Annotated in this window: 19 protein-coding genes and 1 tRNA gene; 4 read left to right on the top strand and 16 right to left on the bottom strand. The window is 24.6% G+C overall.

What is annotated here, in order from left to right:
• Nucleotides 1-138 precede the first annotated feature (138 nt).
• Entirely contained in the window at nt 139-864 is a 726-nt protein-coding gene (gene dnaC, locus U0T63_00100; protein XBC39259.1) for a DNA replication protein DnaC, read from the top strand.
• A gap of 401 nt (nt 865-1,265) precedes the next feature.
• Here the strand turns inward: dnaC and groL are convergent, their stop codons facing one another.
• A complete protein-coding gene (groL, locus tag U0T63_00095; GenBank protein ID XBC39258.1) occupies nt 1,266-2,912 on the bottom strand; it encodes a chaperonin GroEL in 1,647 nt (548 codons plus the stop codon).
• 51 nt (nt 2,913-2,963) lie between these two features.
• On the bottom strand, nt 2,964-3,257 hold the full coding sequence (locus U0T63_00090) for a co-chaperone GroES (GenBank protein ID XBC39257.1): 294 nt from the start codon (nt 3,255-3,257) through the stop codon (nt 2,964-2,966).
• Nucleotides 3,258-3,554: 297 nt separating this feature from the next.
• Between U0T63_00090 and U0T63_00085 the strand changes: the two genes are divergently transcribed.
• Nucleotides 3,555-3,627 (top strand) — tRNA-Phe (locus U0T63_00085).
• 683 nt (nt 3,628-4,310) lie between these two features.
• On the opposite strand, the gene mnmE is transcribed toward U0T63_00085, so the two are convergent.
• From mnmE to rpmH, 5 genes are all read right to left on the bottom strand, one after another.
• Complete coding sequence (gene mnmE / locus U0T63_00080) at nt 4,311-5,684, bottom strand: tRNA uridine-5-carboxymethylaminomethyl(34) synthesis GTPase MnmE (GenBank protein XBC39256.1); 1,374 nt, start codon at nt 5,682-5,684, stop codon at nt 4,311-4,313.
• A gap of 75 nt (nt 5,685-5,759) precedes the next feature.
• Nucleotides 5,760-7,361 carry a membrane protein insertase YidC gene (gene yidC, locus U0T63_00075; GenBank protein ID XBC39255.1) on the bottom strand — a complete coding sequence of 534 codons (1,602 nt, stop codon included), beginning with the start codon at nt 7,359-7,361 and terminating at the stop codon, nt 5,760-5,762.
• A gap of 21 nt (nt 7,362-7,382) precedes the next feature.
• Nucleotides 7,383-7,619: a membrane protein insertion efficiency factor YidD gene (gene yidD, locus U0T63_00070; GenBank protein XBC39254.1), complete on the bottom strand. Its 237-nt coding sequence runs from the start codon at nt 7,617-7,619 to the stop codon at nt 7,383-7,385.
• A complete protein-coding gene (gene rnpA / locus U0T63_00065) occupies nt 7,598-7,915 on the bottom strand; it encodes a ribonuclease P protein component (protein ID XBC39253.1) in 318 nt (105 codons plus the stop codon). The genes yidD and rnpA overlap by 22 nt, the downstream gene beginning before the upstream one ends.
• 34 nt (nt 7,916-7,949) lie before the next feature.
• A complete protein-coding gene (rpmH, locus tag U0T63_00060) occupies nt 7,950-8,096 on the bottom strand; it encodes a 50S ribosomal protein L34 (GenBank protein ID XBC39252.1) in 147 nt (48 codons plus the stop codon).
• A 427-nt stretch (nt 8,097-8,523) separates the two neighbouring features.
• Between rpmH and dnaN the strand changes: the two genes are divergently transcribed.
• Entirely contained in the window at nt 8,524-9,615 is a 1,092-nt protein-coding gene (gene dnaN / locus U0T63_00055; protein ID XBC39511.1) for a DNA polymerase III subunit beta, read from the top strand.
• 145 nt (nt 9,616-9,760) lie between these two features.
• On the top strand, nt 9,761-12,175 hold the full coding sequence (gene gyrB, locus U0T63_00050) for a DNA topoisomerase (ATP-hydrolyzing) subunit B (GenBank protein XBC39251.1): 2,415 nt from the start codon (nt 9,761-9,763) through the stop codon (nt 12,173-12,175).
• A gap of 145 nt (nt 12,176-12,320) precedes the next feature.
• Here gyrB and atpC read toward each other — a convergent pair whose 3' ends face one another.
• The 9 genes from atpC to mnmG form a co-directional block, all read right to left on the bottom strand.
• Nucleotides 12,321-12,731 carry an ATP synthase F1 subunit epsilon gene (gene atpC, locus U0T63_00045; GenBank protein ID XBC39250.1) on the bottom strand — a complete coding sequence of 137 codons (411 nt, stop codon included), beginning with the start codon at nt 12,729-12,731 and terminating at the stop codon, nt 12,321-12,323.
• Nucleotides 12,732-12,750: 19 nt separating this feature from the next.
• A complete protein-coding gene (atpD, locus tag U0T63_00040) occupies nt 12,751-14,139 on the bottom strand; it encodes a F0F1 ATP synthase subunit beta (GenBank protein ID XBC39249.1) in 1,389 nt (462 codons plus the stop codon).
• Between the two features lie 25 nt (nt 14,140-14,164).
• Nucleotides 14,165-15,037: an ATP synthase F1 subunit gamma gene (gene atpG / locus U0T63_00035; GenBank protein ID XBC39248.1), complete on the bottom strand. Its 873-nt coding sequence runs from the start codon at nt 15,035-15,037 to the stop codon at nt 14,165-14,167.
• 37 nt (nt 15,038-15,074) lie between these two features.
• Nucleotides 15,075-16,616: a F0F1 ATP synthase subunit alpha gene (gene atpA / locus U0T63_00030; protein ID XBC39247.1), complete on the bottom strand. Its 1,542-nt coding sequence runs from the start codon at nt 16,614-16,616 to the stop codon at nt 15,075-15,077.
• 10 nt (nt 16,617-16,626) lie between these two features.
• Nucleotides 16,627-17,160, bottom strand: a complete 534-nt coding sequence (atpH, locus tag U0T63_00025) for an ATP synthase F1 subunit delta (GenBank protein ID XBC39246.1) — start codon at nt 17,158-17,160, stop codon at nt 16,627-16,629.
• Nucleotides 17,160-17,648: a F0F1 ATP synthase subunit B gene (locus U0T63_00020; protein ID XBC39245.1), complete on the bottom strand. Its 489-nt coding sequence runs from the start codon at nt 17,646-17,648 to the stop codon at nt 17,160-17,162. Before U0T63_00020 ends, atpH begins: the two co-directional genes overlap by 1 nt.
• Before the next feature lie 83 nt (nt 17,649-17,731).
• On the bottom strand, nt 17,732-17,971 hold the full coding sequence (atpE, locus tag U0T63_00015; GenBank protein XBC39244.1) for a F0F1 ATP synthase subunit C: 240 nt from the start codon (nt 17,969-17,971) through the stop codon (nt 17,732-17,734).
• A 41-nt stretch (nt 17,972-18,012) separates the two neighbouring features.
• Nucleotides 18,013-18,834 (bottom strand): F0F1 ATP synthase subunit A, encoded by an 822-nt coding sequence (gene atpB / locus U0T63_00010; GenBank protein ID XBC39243.1) that lies wholly within the window; start codon nt 18,832-18,834, stop codon nt 18,013-18,015.
• 140 nt (nt 18,835-18,974) lie between these two features.
• Nucleotides 18,975-20,864 carry a tRNA uridine-5-carboxymethylaminomethyl(34) synthesis enzyme MnmG gene (mnmG, locus tag U0T63_00005; protein ID XBC39242.1) on the bottom strand — a complete coding sequence of 630 codons (1,890 nt, stop codon included), beginning with the start codon at nt 20,862-20,864 and terminating at the stop codon, nt 18,975-18,977.

The raw sequence follows: 20,864 nt of genomic DNA, 5'->3' as shown, positions 1-20,864 counted from the left end.
CTCAAAATTTCAATTCATGTTTTAAATAAAATATATAAATAAGTATTATTTTAAAATATGTTCAAATTTATATTATTCGAAATTCCATAATATCAATATTAATTTCTAATTAAATATCTAAAATACTCTTGAGAAAAAATGAACGAAAATAAAAAATTTTTAAAACGCCTTCAATGTTTAATGCCAAAACATGTTAAACCAAAATTTACACATGATGAAGACTTACTAGCATGGAATCAAGAACAAGGAAGACTATCATCTGAAGCTATTTTAAAAAAAAATAAAAAAACAAAAATAAAACATATTTTAGGACAATCAGGAATTAAAGAATTATATTTGAATTGTTCTTTTAAAAACTATCGTATTGAACACGAAGGACATAAAAAAGTAGCTAGAGCTGCAAAAAAATATGCTAAAGAATTTAATAAAAATATATCGAGTTTTATTTTCTCTGGGAAACCTGGAACTGGAAAAAATCACTTAGCTTCTGCCATAGGTAATTATTTAATTTTAAATGGAAAAAGTGTATTGATCATAACTGTTGCAGATTTAATGTCTAATATAAAAAGTACTTTTAATGGAAACAGTGATACAACTGAAGAAACTTTATTAAAAAATTTAAGTAATGTAGATTTATTAATGATAGATGAGATTGGAATGCAAATAGAATCAAAATATGAAAAAATCATTATTAATCAAATTGTAGATAGAAGGTCATCATCAAAACGCTCAACGGGAATGTTATCAAATTTAAATTACAGAGGATTAAAAGCATTATTAGGTGAACGTGTTATTGATCGTATGCGTCTAGGAAACAGCTTATGGTTGACATTTGAATGGGAAAGTTACAGAAGACATATATAAAATTTTGAAATAATAAGTAAATATAAAATTATATTATATTTTAAAAAAAATATAAATCCTATGAAATCTAATTAAATATAAAATCTAAAATTAAAATTCTATCTTTAAATATATAAAAATTTTATAAAATTTTAACTATGATTAAAATCATATATATTTTGAAATGTCAATAAAAATTTAAAAGCATTTCGATAACGTTTTATATGAATCATAATACATTCAAAATGTATAAATTTTAAAATTTATAAAAAATATTTAATTTTTAATATTCTAACAATTTTAAAACTAAAACTTTAAATTACATTTCTAATTTTTAATAAAAATATTTCTCTCCTAATATTTTACATCTAAAGGAGAGAAATATTAAAATAATAATAAATATATTTAAAATTTTTACTAAATTACATCATTCCACCCATACCACCCATACCAGGAGCAGAAGGAGTGCTGTTTAAGTCAGATTTTTCATCTTTCGGCAAATCTGTCACCATACATTCTGTTGTTATCATCAATCCAGCAACAGAAGAAGCATACTGTAATGCTGAACGAGTTACTTTAGTAGGATCTAAAATACCAAAATGTATCATATCTCCATATTCATCTGTAGCAGCATTATATCCATAATTTCCTTTTCCATCTTTAACATTATTAGTTACAACAGAAGGTTCTTCTCCAGAATTAGAAACAATCTGACGTAAAGGTGCTTCCATAGCGCGAAGAGCAACTCTTATACCTACGTTTTGATCTTCATTTTGTCCAAGAAGATTAGAAACTTTAGCAGCAACTCTAACCAAAGCTACTCCACCTCCCGGAACAACACCTTCTTCTACAGCAGCACGAGTAGCATGTAAAGCATCTTCTACACGAGCTTTTTTCTCTTTCATTTCTACTTCTGTAGCAGCACCAACTTTTAACACAGCTACTCCACCTGATAATTTTGCTAATCTCTCGTTTAATTTTTCTTTATCATAATCAGAAGTAGCTTCTTGAATTTGTTGACGAATTTGACTAATTCTATTTCTAATATCGTATTTTTCTCCTATTCCACCTATAATAGTGGTTGTATCTTTGCTTATTACTACACGTTTAGCTTGACCTAAGTCTTCTAAAGTAGATTTCTCTAATTCCATCGCTAGTTCTTCTGAAATTACAGATCCAGCTGTTAATATAGAAATATCTTGTAACATTGCTTTACGACGATCACCAAATCCTGGTGCTTTAACTGCTGCTACTTTAACAATACCTCTAATAGAATTAACTACTAAAGTTGCTAATGCTTCTCCCTCTAAATCTTCTGAAATAATTAATAAAGGTTTTCCAGACTTTGCTACTGCTTCTAATATTGGAAGTAATTCCCGAACATTAGAAATTTTTTTATCAGCCATTAAAATATAAGGATTATCTAATTCTACAATCCCTGTATCTGGTTTGTTAATGAAATACGGTGATAAATAACCTCTATCAAACTGCATACCTTTTACTACTTCTAATTCATCTTGTAGTCCAGTACCTTCTTCGACAGTAATAACCCCATCTTTTCCTACTTTTTCCATAGCATCAGCAATTAACATACCAACTTTTTCATCAGCATTAGCTGAAATTGTACCAACTTGCGTAATAGCTTTAGAATCAGAGCATGGAACCGATAAATTTTTGAGCTCTGCTACTGCTGCAATAACTGCTTTATCAATGCCTCTTTTCAAATCCATTGGATTCATACCTGCAGCTACAGCCTTTAAACCTTCATTTACAATTGCTTGAGCTAATAAAGTTGCGGTTGTCGTTCCATCACCAGCTGCATCATTAGCTTTGGAAGCCACTTCTTTTACCATTTGAGCGCCCATATTCTCAAATTTATCTTCTAACTCTATTTCTCTAGCAACAGATACACCATCTTTAGTAATGCTAGGTGCACCAAAAGATTTATCTAAAACAACATTTCTACCTTTTGGTCCTAAAGTTACTTTTACTGCATCAGCTAATACATTGACCCCTCGAAGCATTTTAACACGAGCTTCATTTCCAAATTTTACGTCTTTAGCAGCCATAGAATTTTTTCCTTAAACTTAAAATGTGGTTTATTGAGCACATACTTAAAATTAATCTTCAACTATTGCTAATATATCACTTTCAGTTAAAATTAATAATTCTTCATTATCAATTTTTTCAATTTTCGCACCATAACCTTCATTAAAAATAACTACATCACCAACTTTAACATCTAATGATTTTATATTTCCATTGTCTAAAATACGACCTTTACCAACAGAAATTACTGTTCCTCTTGTAGACTTTGCAGCAGCTGATCCTGTTAAAACAATTCCTCCTGCTGATTTGGATTCTGTTTCTTGACGTTTTACTATAACACGATCATGTAATGGACGAATTTTCATGTAATACTGTCTCCTTTAAAAATCAAATTCCAAAACTTTACCTATTCTAAACATTTTATGTTATAAATATATGGATTTTAATTAATACTTTCAAGTATTAAAAAAAATTTTATTTTTATGATCTTGTGAAAACCATTGAATTATAAAAAGCTATAATTTTTAATTTTAAGATTTATAAAACTATATATAAAATATAATATCACATATTTGTATATATTTCATAGAAGTATTAGTTTTATCTAAAAAGTTATTGACATTATTAAATTATTAATGTTTTAATAGAATTCTCTTTATTACGCCTGGATAGCTCAGTCGGTAGAGCAGAGGACTGAAAATCCTCGTGTCGGTGGTTCAATTCCGCCTCCAGGCATATAGATATAAAATAATAAAATTCCATATACTCAAATTTTATATAAAATAATCACTGATAACTAATATTAAAACAAAATTTAAAGAATTAATAAGAATTTACTTTTATGACTTGTACGTTTATGTTAATTTTTTGTTGTTCGTTGATATATTTTATATTATACTTTTTAATAATTTTTAAAAATATATTCACATATAATTTTAACTATATTTTAAAAAATTTTTCTTTATATTTATTCAAAATTTAAAAAAAAAAGCATTTTTTAAAAAATTTAATAAATACAAACTAAAAACAATAATAGGTAAAAATCGAAAGTTTTTACTTTATTAAAATATCGATATTTCTAGTAAAATTAGCATTTATAATTATAAAAACATTTAAAATAAATGTTTTTTAAGAAGTTTACAATTTCAAAAATAGAACTAAGATTATTTTAATTTTTATTTCAATTTAAAAAATTTAGATTAATTAAGTTGTCTATTCAAATTCTATAAAATATATTCTATTAAGTATTTTATGATCTCTTTATTAAATTTATATAATCGCATAAAAAACTTTAAAAAATAAGCTAATTTCTCAAAATTTCACCTTTATGTTCTTTGAATACATATCAAAATATTTTTTAAAAAATATTACAATTGTTTACACATGAACTATTTTATAGAATAGAAATATTTCATTTTCTATTTTCCTATACAAAAACTAGAAAAAATATCAGTTAATAATTGATCGGTAGTATAAGATCCAGTAATTAAATTTAATTTATCTTGACAAATTCTTAAATCTTCAGCCAACAATTCAATATTAAAAAAATTTTTCCAATATTTTTTACTTTTTCTAATGTGATTTAATACTTCTTTTAAAATATTAATATGACGTTGTCTAGCTAAAAAAATATTTTCATTATTACTAAAAAATTCATCAATTTTAAAAATATTACATAAGTGATCTCGTAATTTTTCAATACCTTGATTAGTTAAAACAGATACAGACATATAATTCTTATTTTTGAAATACTCAAAATTAACTCGAAAATTATCAAGATCTAATTTATTAAAAATAATAGTAACATTAATTTCATTAGATATAAATTTAGTAAAATTAGTATAATTCTTTATTTGATCATGAAAAGTTGATGTACCATCAATAATAAAGAATACATGATCAGCTGAATTAATCTCTTTCCAAGCAAGTTGAATACCTATACGTTCAATTAAATCTTCTGTTAAACGTAAACCAGCCGTGTCTACCAAATTAAAAGAAATACCTTTAATGTCTACATTTGCATAAATAATATCACGTGTAGTACCTGGTATATTAGTAACTATGGCACGATTAGTTTTAGATAAAGAATTTAACAAACTTGATTTTCCTGAATTAGGTGCACCACATATAACTATTTTAATACTTTCATGAAGAATAAAAGTTTGAATCGATTTTTTTAAAATATTTTTTAAAAAAGAAATTAATGTATTAATTTCTTTTTCAATATCACATTTAAAATTTAAATCTGTTTCATGTTCAGAAAAATTAATATATGTCTCTATAATTATTCTAAACTTTTTAATTTTATCAATAAGTTTGTTAATATAAGAAGAAAAAACACCTTGCAATGAATTTAAAGCGGCATATGCAGCTTTTTCAGAATTAGCATTTATTAAATCAGCTATGGACTCAGCCTGTATTAAATCAATTTTTCCATTCAAAAAAGCTCGTTCAGAAAATTCTCCCGGTCGAGATAATCGAATATTAGGAATAGATAATATGTTAGAAATAATTAAATTTAATATAATTGGATTTCCGTGACCTTGCAATTCCAAACTATCTTCTCCGGTAAAAGAATGAGGACCAGGAAACCATAATGCAATTCCATGATCTAAAATTTTCCCTTTTATATCAAAAAAAGGAAGATAACTCGCATGTCTTTCTAAAGGAATTTTTCCTAAAATTTTAATAGATACTTTAGATGTCAAAGGTCCAGAAATTCTAATTATTCCAATATTGCATCGAATTAATGGTGTTACTCTCGATACAATTGTATCATTTTTGAGAATCATGCTTTTAAAAACCAATGTTTTATAAAAAAATACATGTTATTAACATTATAATCTACTAATTGTTTAATTTATTGATCATATAGAAATTTTATTTTTTTTAAAATAATTCGAGATAACTTTTTGTTGAATAACAGTTACAAAATTACTAATAATATAATAAAGTACTAACCCAGAAGGAAACCATAAAAAAAACAATGTAAATACTATTGGAACAATACACATTGTATATGTTTGAAAAGAATCTGTTTTTAATGTATTGCTTGGTGTGACATATTGAATAAGAAACATTGTAAAACCCATTATAATAGGTAAAATATAATATGGATCTTGACTAGATAAATCTTTAATCCACCATACAAAAGGTGCATGTCGTAATTCTATAGAACTTATTAACATATAATATAATGCTAAAAAAATAGGCATTTGTATAAATAATGGAATACAACCTCCTAAAGGATTAATTTTTTCTTGTTTATATAATATTAATATTTCTTCGCTAATTTGTTTTTTATTATCTTTATAATCTTGTTTTATTTTATCAATTTTCGGTTGAAGTTCTTTCATTTTACTCATAATTCTATATTGAGATTTAGTCAAAGGATACATTATTCCTCTAATAATAAGAGTTATTAAAATAATAGATATTCCCCAATTTTCAACAATACTATTTAAAAACTTTAATAATTTAAACAATGGTTGAGAAAGAAACCATAAAAATCCATAATCTACTGTTAAATCAAGATAAGGCGCTAAAGTTGCCATTTTGTCTTGTATTTCTGGTCCTATCCATAATTTCGAAGTATATATCTTCTTACTAAATGGCTTAACATTAATTGTATCAGAATAAAATCCGATTTCGGCTGTGTTATGATTGATTTTAGTAGTATAAAATGTATTTAATTGAGTATTGTCTGGAATCCAAGCAGTAGCAAAATATTGTTGTAACATTGCTATCCACCCATTATATGTAGTGACGTTTAAATCATTTTTTTTTAATATAGAATTAAATTGATATTTTTCATATTTTAAATCGTCTGTAGAATATGCTGCACCTCTGAAAGTTTGAAAAGAAGAATTTTCAGAACTTTTATTTTTAGTTATTGCAATAGTTTGCTGTAATCCTCCAAACATAATAATTTCTAAATTTTTATTAGTATTATTATATATTTCGTATTTTAAAATTATATCATATGAATTTGGTTTAAAAATAAATGTTTTAACATATTTTAAACCATCCTTAGAAATCCATACTAAAGGTATCTGCAATTCATTTTGACCTTTCTTTAATTTAAAAAATTTCTTTTCAGTTCTATAAGTAAGTTTTTCTCTAAAATTTTTATTCTGAAAGTCATTTTTCTTAATTAATCCACTTACCGCATGATATAAAAAACCATTTTTAGTATCTAATAAAGTAAATGGTTGAATGGAATTCAATTGATCTCTAAAGTTCAATAATTGAGTCTTTTCTATATTCCCGCCCTTTAAATTAATTTGAATATGAAAAACATCTGTTGTCACAAAAATATTATTGTCATTAGAATTTTTTTCTGAATAAACATTATAATGTTGCCGATGAAATTGATTAATATGAGTATGAGATTGAAATTTCCATGTTTCCCAAATTAAAAATAAAATAAAAAAAAATCCAAAAATAAAAAAACTACGTTGTACATCCATATTTAATGTTCTCTTCTATTTTTAATCTTTTGGTACATCATCATAACCTCCAAAATGAAAAGGATGACATTTTGATATTCTTTTTACTATTAAAAAGCATCCTTTCATTAAATTAAAACGTCGTAATACAGATAAAGCATAATTTGAACACGTAGGTGTAAATCGACATCTAGGAACTATTAAAATACTAATAAATCTTTGATATAACAAAATTAAAAAAATAAAAAATTGAGAAATTAACGATAGTAATAAGACCATAAATTTTCTAATTTTTCCTTTAGACATATATTATTTGTATTTTTAAAATATAACTTTACAATTACTACAAAATCTGCACAAATTAATTTATATTGTATTAATCTGAAAACTTCTCTAATAATTCGTTTAGTTTTATTTCTTCTACATGAATGCTTAATATCTTTTCGTGATATACTTATTCCTAATCTTGGAAATTGCAATTTATTATCGCGTGTTAAGATAATTAATTCTTGAAATTTTATTTTTTTAGGTTTATTAAAAACATATTTAAAATGTGTAGTAGTCAATAATTTCATTCTTTTTTTAAAAAATAATTTCATTTTTCAAAAACTATTTAACAGAAGAAACAGTTAAATAATTTCTTAACTTAGATCTTCGATTTGATAAAATATGACGACCACTTTTTGTACTCATTCTCTTTCTAAAACCATGAGATTTGTTTCTTTTTAATAAAGAAGGCTGAAAAGTTCGTTTCATTACTAAAATATCCTTAGTTGTTTATTTGTTAAAAATGAAATTATTTTTATAACTTAACTCTATTAAATCATAGTAAAGTTTAAAAATTTAAAAATTAAATATTTAGAAATCTTATTATTAATATATCAATTTTATATAATACATAAAAGTACAATTAAGAAATAAAAATTTTACTTAATATAATTTTAAAATTCAACAATGCATTTAAAATACAACATAAAATCTTTTAATTAAGTCTTATTTGCTACTTTATTATACATTCAAAATATTGAATAAATTTTTATATTTAAAAACACAAATATTTTTAAACTTCAAAATATATTTATGAAATAAAATTAATTTCAAGAAAAAACTGTTAAAATTTATGAAATACACTCAAAAATTTACTTTACGTAAGTTAAAATTATGAAATTTGAAATAAAAAAAAATTTTTTTACATTTTTTACAAAAAATAAATAATCTAGTTACACGGAATCCTTTAAATCCTATACTTGAAAATATTTTGATACAAATAAAAAAAAATATTCTATTTCTAACTTCTACTAACTTAGAGTCAGAAATTCAAGTTAACACTTCTGAAATTGTCTCATATTTACCAGGAAGTGTAACAGTATCAGGAAAAAAATTATTAGCTGTATGCCGAAAATTTCCTTTAAATTCTAATATAGAAATATCGTTACAAAAGGATAAACTAAAAATTTTTTCAAAACAAAGTTGTTATTTACTTGCAACATTACCCTCAATAAATTTTCCTAATTTTAAAGAAATAAAACATCAAATTAATTTTTCTATATCACAAAATACATTTAAAACTATTATTTTTAATACTCAGTTTTCTATAGCTACTCAGGATATTCGGAGTTTTCTTAACGGATTACTATTAGAAATACGAAATCAACATTTGTATGCTATAGCTACTGATGGTTATCGTATGGCAATTTGTAAAACACCTTTAAAGCATTCTTATCAATTTTATTCTATAATATTACCAAAAAAAAGTGTAATTGAATTATTACGATTATTAGAAAATTCTTCAGAATTAACATTTATTAAAATGAGTAATAATCATTTTCAAATACATATAAATAACATTACTTTTACTAGTAAAGTAATTTCAGAAAATTTTCCAAAATATTCATCTATTATATTTAAAAAACCCAAAAAAAAAATTATTGTTAATACTTCTTCATTTCAGCAAGCACTATCAAGAATAATAATTTTATCTAACGAAACATTTAGAGGTATTTGCATAGAAAGTTTTAAAAATCAATTAAAAATTACAACTAGCAATCAATATGATGAGCAAGCATATGAAATATTAGAGATAATTTACTCTAATATTGATATAAAAATTTCTATTAATGCGCATTATATTTTAGAAATTTTAAATGTAATTGAAAATAAAGAAATATCTTTATTTGTAAATGATACTAATTCTAGAATTCAAATTCAGCAAAATAATTGCAATCAAAACTATAACTATCAATCAATATATATTTTAATGCCTTTAAAAATGTGAAATACTAAAACAATTTACTTATTATTTATATATAAGTTGAGCTTATAGAACATATTAAGATCAAAATTTTCTAAAAAGAAGAAAGCGCTAAAAATATTTTTGCAAAATTATTACGAATACATTTTAAAATTTATTAGGAACTAAAATGCTAAATTCATACAATTCGCTCAATATAAAAATTTTAAAAGGTTTAGATGCTGTTAGAAAACGTCCTGGAATGTACATAGGAAATACAGATGATGGAACTGGACTACATCACATGGTATTTGAAGTAGTAGATAATTCTATAGATGAAGTATTGTCAGGATTTTGTAAAGAAATCATAGTTATAATACATACAGATAACTCTGTATCTATTCAAGATGATGGAAGAGGAATACCTGTCGATATTCATAGCGATGAAGGTATTTCAGCAGCAGAAGTTATTATGACCGTATTGCATGCTGGAGGGAAGTTTGATAATCATTCTTACAAAATTTCAGGAGGTTTACATGGAGTAGGCATATCAGTCGTCAATGCATTATCAGAGAAACTAGAGTTAAATATTTATAGAAATTCAAAAATATATCATCAAACATATTATAACGGAAATCCTAAAAAATCATTGTCTATTATTGGAAAAACTAAATTAAGAGGTACCAAAATACAATTTTGGCCAAATTTGACTATTTTTACGAACATCACTAAATTTGATTTTAATATTTTATCTAAAAGATTACAAGAACTATCATTTTTAAATCCTAAAGTTACAATACGTTTACAAGATCTTAAAAAAAACATTAGCGAAAGTTATTTTCATCAAGGAGGCTTAAAAGAATTTATAAAATTTTTAGATAAACAAAAAAAATCTATTCACTCTAAAATAATTTATTTTTCTTCCGAAAAAGATCAAGTTGGAGTAGAGATTGCTATGCAATGGAACAATGGATTTAAAGAAAATATATGTTGTTTCACTAATAATATTCCACAATTAGATGGAGGAACACATCTAATTGGTTTCAGGTCTGCTCTTACTCGAACAATAAATAACTTCATTGAAAAAGAAGGAATTGTTAAAAAAAATAAAATAAATATAACAGGAGAAGATTCAAGAGAAGGGTTAACAGCTATTATATCAATTAAAATTAGTGATCCCAAATTTTCTTCTCAAACTAAAAATAAGTTAGTTTCATCAGAAGTAAGATCTGTAATGGAATCTCTAGTGAATGAACATTTAGTAGAATTTTTTTTAGAAAATCCTCATGATTCTAAAAATATTATTACGAAAATTTTGGAATCTGCAAGAGTAAGAAATGCAGCTCGAAAAGCAAGAGAAATTACTCGAAAAAAAGGTCATTTAGATTTTTCAATACTTCCTGGAAAATTAGCTGATTGTCAAGAAAAAGATCCTCTTTTATCAGAAATTTATTTAGTAGAAGGAGATTCTGCAGGTGGGTCTGCAAAACAAGCAAGAAACAGAAGAAATCAAGCTATTCTTCCTTTAAAAGGAAAAATTTTAAATGTAGAAAAAGCAAAATTTGAAAAAATGTTATCTTCACAAGAAGTTACAGCACTTATAACAGTGTTAGGATGTGGAATAGGAGAAAATGAATATAATCCAGAAAAGTTGCGATATCATCGTATTATTATAATGACAGACGCTGATATTGATGGATCACATATTAGAACATTATTATTAACATTTTTTTATCGATACATGCCAGAAATCATTAAACGTGGACATTTATATATTGCTCAACCTCCATTATTTAAAATAACTCAAGGAAAAAAAGAAAAATATATTAAAGACAATGCAACAATGGATAAATATAAAGTTAAATTGATATTAGAAAATGTTAAGTTACAAGATATTAAAAATGTTAAAACTATTCCCAATTCTTCTAAAAAGTTAAAAAAAATAATATTACAATATAAAAACATTCAAACTATATTTGATAAAGTACAATATTATTTTTCGTTAACTATTCTAAATGAACTTCTTTATCATCCTAAATTAGATCAGTTAAATGATGAAAATTATTTAAAAAGCTGGGCTAGAAATTTTGTGGATGGTTTAAATTCTAAAACTAACAATAACTCAAACTATTCCTTTAATATTATACTAAATTCGAATAAAAAAAATTGTAAATTATTTATTGTGCAATATAAGCATGGAGAAAAGAAAATTTATGATTTTAAATCAAATTTTTTAAATAGTTATGAGTATCAAAAAATAAGTTCTTTTGGAGAGAAATTACAAAATTTAATTAAAAATAATATACATATCCAGAAAAATAACAAATATTATTCATTTAATAATTTTCAAAAAACTTTTCAAAAACTGTTAAATGAATCTTTAAATAATATATTTATTCAAAGATATAAAGGTTTAGGAGAAATGAACCCAGAACAATTATGGAAAACTACTATGAATCCTGAAACCAGACGAATGCTCAATATTACTATTGATGATATTGATCATACTAATAAACTATTTAACACCCTTATGGGAGATTCTGTGGAACCACGAAAGTTATTTATAGAATTTCATGCATTAAAAGCAAAAAACATTGACATATAAAATTCATATTAAAATAATAATACATAAGTTTTATTTTTATATATAAATTTTGCGACAGGAATAATTATATTATTTTTATTCCCTGCCGCTAGAAAACATTTATTCTATTCAATTGTTTCATTTAAAGAATTTATTTTAAAATTATTTAATAATTGTTTTTTAAAGTATTATGTAAATGTATTTTTTGTAGTTCATAAGAAAGATTTTTAAGTATTTTTTCTTGGTTCTGAATACAACTCTTTTTTATTTTTTTTCTTATTGTTTTTTCTAGTTTTTTTATTGAAATCATATCTAACTTAGAAAATTTAAAAGAAAAATCAGCTAAAATATTTATTGTCCTAGGTTGTACTTCGATTAATCCCCCTGACAAATATATATAACATTTTTTTTTATCTTGATTTAAAAAATACACAACTCCTGAGCGAATAAATGACAATAATTGTAAATGACCAGGATAAATTCCTAATTCACCTTTTTCTCCTAAAATTTGAATTTTTTTTATTTTTTCAGAATAAATAAGCTTTTCTGGTTCAACTATATTTAATAATAAGTTCATAATTTAAACTCAACTTATATTACTTTTTAAATTTATTTATAATTTCATTAATAGAACCTATCATATAAAATTCTTTCTCTGGATAATCATCTAATTTTCCATTAAGAATATCTCTAAATCCAATGATTGTATCTTGAAGTGATACATATTTTCCTGGAAAATTAGTAAAAACTTCTGCTACAAAAAATGGTTGAGATAAAAATTTTTGTATTTTTCTAGCTCGAGATACTAAAATTTTATCATCTTCAGATAATTCATCCATACCTAATATTGCAATAATATCTTTAAGTTCTTGATATTTTTGCAAAATAGATTGAACATTGACAGCTACATCATAATGTTCCTGACCTACAATTTGAGGATCTAATTGACGACTAGAAGAATTTAAAGGGTCAATAGAAGGATATATTCCTAATGATGCTATTTGACGACTAAGTGTAATGATTGAATCTAAATGTGCAAAAGTAGTAGCTGGAGAAGGATCAGTTAAATCATCAGCAGGAACATATACTGCTTGTATAGAAGTAATAGATCCAGATTGGGTTGATGTTATTCTTTCTTGTAATAAACCCATTTCTTCAGATAATGTAGGTTGATATCCAACAGCAGAAGGTATACGACCAAGTAATGCTGAGACTTCTGTTCCTGCTAAAGTATAACGATATATATTATCAATGAATAATAAAACATCTTTACCTTCATCTCGAAACTTTTCAGCTATAGTTAATCCTGTAAAAGCAGTACGAAATCGATTTCCAGGTGGTTCATTCATTTGTCCATAGACTAAAGAAACTTTATCTAGTACTTTAGAAGCTTTCATTTCATGATAAAAATCGCTACCCTCTCTTATTCTTTCCCCTACACCTGCAAAAACCGAGTATCCTTCATGTTTAATAGCAATATTTCTAATTAATTCCATCATATTTACTGTTTTTCCTACTCCTGCACCTCCAAACAAACCTACTTTTCCTCCTTTTGTAAAAGGACAAATTAAATCAATAGCTTTAATTCCAGTTTCTAAGATGGTATAAGAATTTAATTGTTCTTCATATCCAGGTGCTGCTCTATGAATTTCTCGATATTCTATACTATTTTTATTTTCTATTGGACCTTTCATATCTATAGGTTTTCCTAATACATCTATAATTCTTCCTAATGTTGAAATACCTACAGGTACTTTAATTCCATGTTCTAAATCTATAACCGATAAGCCTCTTTTTAATCCATCTGAAGAACCCATAGCAATCGTTCTGACTATTCCTGATCCTATTTGTTGTTGTACTTCCAAAATTAAATTTTTATCTTTGTTTTTTACAGATAGTGCGTTATATATCTTAGGAACTGCATTATAAGGAAATTCAACATCAATTACAGCACCAATAATTTGGACTATATTTCCAATAGCCATTTAAAATATACTCCTAATTTTTTGATTAACTTAATGAAACTGCAGAAGCACCTGAAATAATTTCAGTTAATTCTTGTGTAATGTTATTTTGGCGTGCTTTATTATAAGAGATTTGTAAATCTTTAATTAAATTTTTACTATTATCTGTAGCTTGTTTCATAGCTATCATTCGGACAGTTTGTTCGCATGTATAGTTTTCTAAAATAGCTTGATATATTTGAGATTTTATATAATTTTTAAATAACGTATCCAATAAACATTTTGGATTAGATTCGTATATATAATCCCAACGATTAATTTGTTTTTTACATATCATTTTTTTTGAAAAAGGCAATAATTTTATAATTAATGGTTTTTGAAAAAAAATATTTTCAAACTGATTATAAGAAAGAAATAAATTATCAATTTTTTTTTCATCGTAATATTTTAGAAAAATATTTATAAAGTTTAAATAATTTGAAAATATATGTTTTTTTCCAAAATTAGTTTCATAATAAATAACATCATTAAATAATGCCTTAAAAAATGATATTCCTTTTAATCCTAAAATCGACAAATAACATTTAATATTTTTATAACTTTTTATTTTAATAAACTTTTGAATTTTCTTAAAAAGGATAGTATTTAAACTACTACACAATCCTCGATCTGTTGAAACAACAATAATTCCAACTTTTTTTATTTCTCTTTTTTCAAAATACAAATGTTGATATCTTGTATTATTATTTAAAATGTTATTTATGATTTCTTTAATTATATTTAAATATGAACGTCTAGAATTCATTTTTAATTCAGCTTTTTTCATTTTGGAAATAGAAATCATCTCCATTACTCGAGTAATTTTTTGTGTATTTTTTATACAGTTAATTTTATTTCGAATTTCTTTTATTTCAGACATAAGTCTGTTCTCTTAAATTTTTATTATATTTTGAAAGTTATAAATATTGAGTTGATTTAAAAGTATTAATAATATTGATAAATTGATTTTTTATGTCTTTATTAAAATCACCATATATATTAACATTTTTCATAAATTCATGGAATGTTTCATTAGAAAAACAAATTAATGCTTCTTCAAAATCTTTTATCTTCTCTATTGAAATATCATTTATAAAACCTTGACTTGCTGAAAAAAGAATGAGTGCTTGTTCTGAAACCGACATAGGTTGATATTGCTTTTGTTTAAGTAACTCTATTAGTTTTTTACCATAAATTAATTGATTACGAGTAGTTTTATCTAAATCAGAGGAAAACTGTGAAAAAGCAGCTAATTCTTGATATTGTGCCAAAATTGTTCGAATTCCAGAAGAAACATATTGAATAACTTTACATTGAGCAGCACTTCCTATGCGAGACACTGAAATTCCGGGATTAATAGCTGGACGAATTCCAGAATTAAATAAACTTGATTCTAAAAATATCTGTCCATCAGTAATAGAAATAACATTAGTAGGAATAAATGATGATACATCCCCACCTTGTGTTTCAATAATGGGTAAAGCTGTTAATGAACCCGTTTTATTTTTTGTATCACCTTGTATAAATTTGCTTAAATAATGACCATTAACTTTACATGATCTTTCTAATAATCTAGAATGTAAATAAAAAATATCACCCGGAAAAGCTTCTCTTCCTGGAGGTCTTCTTAATAATAAAGAAATTTGTCTATACGCTATAGCATGTTTAGACAAATCATCATAAACAATAAGAGCATCTTCTCCATTATTTCTAAAATATTCTCCCATAGCACATCCAGAATATGGTACTAAATATTGTAAAGCTGCAACTTCCGAAGCTGAAGCTACAATAATAATTGTATGATTTAATGCGTTATTATCTTCTAATTTTTTAACTACATGAGAAACTGTGGAAAATTTTTGTCCTATAACTACATAAATACATTTTATATTAAATGATTTTTGATTAATAATAGTATCAATTACTAAAGCAGTTTTCCCAGTCTGTCTATCTCCTATTATTAATTCGCGTTGCCCACATCCTATAGGAACCATTGTATCAATAGACTTATATCCAGTTTGTAATGGATGATTTATTGTTTCTCTATCAATTACTCCAGGAGCAGGAGCTTCTATAGGAAAATATTTCTCTTCTTTAATGGGTCCTTTTCCATCAATAGGTTTTCCTAAAGCATTTACTACTCTTCCTAAAAAGTTAGAACCTACTGGAATGTCAAACACTCGACCAGTACATCGAACTTTATCTCCTTCAGAAATATACCTATATTCACCCATAACTATTGCTCCTACAGAATTTCTTTCTAAATTTAATGCTATAGCATATTGATTATTTTCTAGTGACAGCATTTCTCCTTGCATAACATTAGATAAACCATAAATATGTATAATTCCATCACTAACAGAAGTAATTGTTCCTTCATTGTATGTATTATTAGTTATATTAAATTCAGAAATTCTTTTTTCTATTAATTCGCTTATTTCACTAGAATTTAAATGCATATTGTTTCTCTCAATATTGTAAAAAATGCAAAAGTTGTTTTAATTGATATTTGATAGACAAATCGATAACTAAATCATTATATTTAATAATAAATCCATCAATAATATTTTTATTTATTTCATATTTTATATTTATATTGTTAGACAAATATTTTCCAAACATTATTTTAATATTATTGATTTGATTTTGAGTTAATGTATAAGCTGAAACAATTGTGATATGTAAAATATTTTTATGAGCATCGCATAAAGAAATAAATTCTGTATATATGTTTTCTAAAAAAATTAAACGTTTATTTTCTACTAAAATTTTTATAAAATTTTTCGCATGTGTATCAATTTTATTTCCACAAACAGAAATAAAAATTTCCCTGATTTGTTGAAAAAAAGACATACTCAAAATTATTTTTTTAATTTTTTCATGATTAGATACATAAACCATATACTTTAACATGATTTTCCAAGAACTAAGTGAATTATTAATAATAGAAAATTTATAAATTGCTTGAGCATACAGTTTCGATATACTTTTGTTTATAATCATTAGTATAATGTCCTGCTATTTAATACTTTAATTAAATTATCAATAATATTTTTTGCATTTTTATTATTAATGTTATCTTTTATTATTTTTTCAGAAATTTTAATAGCTATTTTACTAGTTTCTTTATTGAGTTGAAGTTTTAATTTTTGATATGCTATCTTTATTTCATCTTCAGTTTTTTTTAAAATTTTTTTTCTTTCTTCTTGAGCTTGTATGTTAGCTTTTTTTAAAATATTATTTTTTTTTTGATTAGTTTGATTGATAATTTCTTTCATATTGAGTTTTATAATATTAATCTCATTATTTATTTTCTCCCGATAGGAATCTAATTCTTGTTTTTTAATTTTTACATGTAATAAAGAGTTTGATATTTCTTTTTGTCTGCTATTTATTGCAAATATAATAGGAGGCCATATGTATTTCATACAAAAAAAAACAAATAAAAAAAATGAAATTGCTTGACCTAATATTGTTGCATTGAGATTCATATTATATTTCCTTTTTTAACGACATGTATCTTTACGTTATTTTAGAATAACGTAAAGATATAATATACAAATATATAAAAATATTATACTATTGTGAACAACATATATAACCCTAATCCTACAGCAATCATAGGAATTGCATCAACCAAACCCATGATTACAAAAAATTGAGTACGTAATAAAGGTATAAGATCAGGTTGACGAGCTGCTCCTTCTAAGAATTTACTACCTAACACTCCAATTCCAATTGCTGCGCCTATTGCAGCTAGTCCTATCATTATAGAAACTGATATATAAATCATATCTGAATTTATACCTTGCATATATTATCTTCCTTTATAATTTTTTAGAGAATGGATATATACTAATGATTTTTAACAGCCATTGATAAATATACTATTGATAACATCATAAATATAAAAGATTGAAGAAAAATAATTAAAATATGAAAGATAGCCCAAGGAAGACTTAAAACCCATTGTATCCACCATGGCAATAATCCTGAAATTAATATGAATATCATTTCCCCAGAATACATATTTCCAAATAAACGCAATCCTAAAGAAATAGGTTTAGATAATAATTCTATACTTTCTAAAAAAATGTTAAAAATAAAAAAAACAGGGCTCTGAAATGGATGTACTATAAAATTTTTTAAGAAGTTTTTTATTCCTTGTACCTTAATTCCATAATAAATAATTAAAACAAAAATACCTAACGCCATTGAAATAGTGATATTAATATCAGTTGTAGGAACAATTTTAAAATTTGATAGTCCAAAAAAAAACTGAAAAAGAAAAGGTATGAAGTCAATAGGTAATAAATCCATTAAATTCATTAAAAAAATCCAAGAAAAAATAGTTAAAGATAGAGGAGCAATTAATTGATGTGTATTTTTGAAGACATCATTAACGCTTTTATTAATAAAATTAACAGTTAACTCAACAGCTATTTGAAATTTATTAGGTACATGGTTAATAATACAATTCTTTGATATTTTAAAGAAAGAAAACAAAAATACCATTCCTAAAATAAAAGAAAAAAATATTGAATCAATATTTATTGACCAAAAATTAGTAAAATTTTCATTTTCATTAGATAACTGAAAAGTGCGTAAATTTAATTGCAAATGATGTAAATGATGATTAATATATTGAGGGAAATTAAGTTGTTTTTCTAAAACCATTTTAAATATTACCTTATAAAATTATTTAAATTTTAAAATCTTAACTATAATATTGTTTATAATTTAAAAAATAAAATACAAGTATTTTATTTTTTAAAATATTTACTAAAATATGAATTAAATTTATTTTATTTTAAAAATTATAAAACATTTTGTATTATAGTTTTCTTTAAATAAATTAGTAAAATTGAAATAGCAGCTGGAGTGATTCCAGAAATTCGAGAAGCTTGACCAATAGAATACGGTTTGTAAAAATTTAATTTTGAGATTACTTCATGAGATAAACCTTTTACCTCATGATAATTTTTTATTTTAGATAATGTTATATTTTCTTTATTTAAATATCGTATAACTTCTTTTTTTTGTCGAGAAATATAACCTTTGTATTTTTCTTGAATTTCTATTTGTTGTATAGCTTCTAAATCTTCTATACCTGGACCTAATTCATTTAATTTCATTAGATCATTATAAGTAACTTCTGGACGTCTTAATAATTCCCTTGCATTAATTTTTTTATTTAATTTTAGTTTCCAAAACTTATTTAACTTTTCAATATTTATTGAAATAGGATTTATTATAAAATTTTTTAAACGTAATGATTCATTTTTGATACTTTTCAATTTTTGATTGTAACGTTTCCATCTTTCTTCATTTATTAAACCTAAATTTCTTCCTATTTCTGTTAAACGTAAATCTGCATTATCTTCTCGGAGCATTAAACGATATTCAGATCGTGCGGTAAACATTCGATAAGGTTCTTTTGTTCCTTTAGTACATAAATCATCAATAAGAACGCCTAAATAAGCTTCATTACGTTTAGGAAACCATTCTTCTTTATCTGATGCATGTAAAGACGCGTTTATTCCAGATAATAAACCTTGCGAAGCTGCTTCTTCATATCCCGTAGTACCATTAATTTGTCCAGCAAAAAATAAACCTGAAATGAGTTTAGTTTCTAAAGTTAATTTTAAACATTTTGGATCAAAATAATCATATTCAATAGCATATCCGGGACAAATTATCTTAGCTTTTTCTAATCCTTTTATTGATCTTACTAATTCAACCTGAACATTTTCAGGTAAACTAGTCGAAATGCCATTAGGATATATTTCAATTCCAAATAAACTTCCTGGTTCTAAAAAAATTTGATGTTTTAGTCTATCTGGAAAATTTACTATTTTATCTTCAAGAGAGGGGCAATACCGAGGACCAATACTTTTTATTATACCTGAATACATTGCACTGAAATTTAATTTTTCTTTAACAATTGCATGAGTTTTTTCATTAGTATATGTAATGTGACAAGGAATTTGTCTGGGATGTTCCTGTATATTTCCAATAAATGAAAATATTGGTAAAGGATTATCACTATATTGGGGTTTTAATATACCAAAATTGATTGTTCTTCCATCTAATCTAGGAGGAGTTCCTGTTTTTAATCTAGATATATTCATAGGAAAAAGTTCTCGGAGTTTCAAAGCTAAGTTAGTGGAAGCATTACTTCCTATTCTACCTCCACTGAAATTGTTTAATCCAATACAAATTTTTCCTTTTAGAAAAGTTCCTGCAGTTAAAACTACTGACTTAGAAAAAAATTTAATTCCATTATTTACTATAACTCCTTTTATGTGAAAATTGTCTATTATAAAATCTTTCACCTCTTCTTCTATTATCGTTAAATTATTATGTTGTTTTAAAAAATTTTTAATATTTTGACTGTAAATTTTTCTATCTGCTTGTGCTCTAGTTGAACGAACAGCAGGACCTTTTGCAGAATTTAAAATTCTAAATTGAATTCCCGATTTGTCAATACATCTTGCCATAATTCCTCCTAAAGCATCAATTTCTCTTACTAATTGACTTTTTCCAATACCTCCAATAGCTGGATTACAAGATAGAGTACCAATGGTATTTTTTTTTTGGGTAATTAATAAAGTAGAGCTCCCCATCCTAGAAGAAGCTGATGCTGCTTCAGTACCTGCATGACCTCCTCCTACTACTATAACGTCAAATTTTTTTTTAAATAACAT

It is taken from the genome of Buchnera aphidicola (Nurudea shiraii) (assembly GCA_039829955.1).
Taxonomy (GTDB): Bacteria; Pseudomonadota; Gammaproteobacteria; order Enterobacterales; family Enterobacteriaceae; genus Buchnera_B; species Buchnera_B aphidicola_AY.
The sequence above is the reverse complement of the archived record's forward strand: the minus strand, read 5'-3'. Positions and strand labels throughout refer to the sequence as shown.